The organism is Roseateles sp., assembly GCF_049240545.1.
Classification (GTDB): Bacteria; Pseudomonadota; Gammaproteobacteria; order Burkholderiales; family Burkholderiaceae_C; genus Paucibacter_A.
Window position 1 is genome coordinate 1 of record NZ_JBMLSK010000117.1, and the last position, 1,370, is coordinate 1,370.

1 protein-coding gene and 1 other annotated feature are annotated in these 1,370 nt (G+C 64.5%); the gene reads right to left on the reverse strand.

Features of this window, described 5'->3' with window-relative positions:
- Positions 1-35: 35 nt before the first annotated feature.
- A protein-coding gene (locus tag ACOVRJ_RS08115) for an IS3 family transposase (protein WP_422043380.1) occupies positions 36-1,267 on the reverse strand; the annotation gives its coding sequence in 2 pieces (ribosomal slippage) (positions 36-976 and positions 976-1,267; 1,233 coding nt in all).
- Positions 873-989 (reverse strand) — a sequence feature (AL1L pseudoknot). (Overlaps the previous gene by 117 nt.)
- Positions 1,268-1,370: the final 103 nt, after the last annotated feature.

Here is a 1,370-nt window from a genome sequence, read left to right on the forward strand (position 1 = left end):
GTGAACCGCCCCGGGAATCGTGGAGGCTGGTTGGTTTAAGTTGAGGCCACCTGCGCGGCCTCGCTGGCGAGTTGCCGCCAGTAGTTTGCCTCAGCCTCTGCCGGAGGGATGCCCCCAATCGGCGTGAGCAGTCGGGTGTGATTGAACCAGTGCACCCATTGCAGGGTGGCCAGTTCCACGGCTTCCCTGGTCTTCCAGGGGCGCCGGCGGTGAATCAGTTCGGCCTTGTACAGGCCATTGATGCTCTCGGCCAGCGCGTTGTCGTAGCTGTCGCCACGGCTGCCCACTGAGGGCTGGATGCGGGCTTCGGCCAGCCGCTCGGTGTAGCGAATGGAGAGGTATTGCGAGCCCCTGTCGCTGTGATGGACCAATGCATCGGCATCGGGCCTGCGCTCGTACAAAGCCTGCTCCAGCGCATCGAGCACGAAGTCCGTCTGCATGGTGCTGCTCACGCGCCAGCCGACGATGCGCCGGGCAAAGACGTCGATGACAAAGGCCACGTACAGCCAGCCCTGCCAGGTCGAGACGTAGGTGAAGTCCGAGACCCACAACTGGTTGGGCCGTTGGGCCTTGAACACCCGGTTGACGTGGTCTAGCGGACACGGCGCCGCCTTGTCTGGCACCGTGGTGCGCACGCCCTTGCCCCGGCGAGCTCCCTGCAGGCCCATGGCGCGCATCAGGCGCTCGACCGTGCAGCGCGCCACCACGATGCCCTCCCGGTTCATTTGCAGCCAGACCTTGTCGGCGCCGTAGACCTGCCAGTTGGCGTGCCAGACGCGCAGTATGTCGGCCATCAGGACTTCATCACGCTGGGCGCGCTGGCTACACAGTTCTGGGTGCCGCCGGCGAGCGGCATGGCGTCGGTAGCACGACGGGGCCATCTGCAGCACCTGGCAGATGGGCTCGACCCCGTACAGATGACGGTGTTGGTCGACAAAGCGCTTCAGTTCTTCAAACGGCGGTCGAGCTCCGCCTGGGCGAAAAACGCGCTGGCCGCCTTGAGGATGTCGTTGGCCCGGCGCAGCTCCTTGTTCTCGCGTTCGAGCTGCTTGAGGCGCTCGCGCTCGCTGCTGGTCAGACCCTCGCGGGTACCGGTATCGACTTCCTCGCGCTTGACCCATTCGAGCAGCGTCTGCGGCACGCAGCCAATCTTGGGTGCTATCGATTCAACGGCCGCCCACAGCGAAGGGTAGTCGCCCCGGTGCTCTTGCACCATGCGCACGGCACGCTCGCGGACTTCGGGTGAGAACTTTGTTGACTTGTTCATGGCTCCATCTTCTCAAGGGTTGGAGCCTCCTCAAAACCCGGGGCGGTTCACCCATAACCACGAGTTGCTCGATGCCAAGCTCGGCGGCATGGACAGTGGTGAG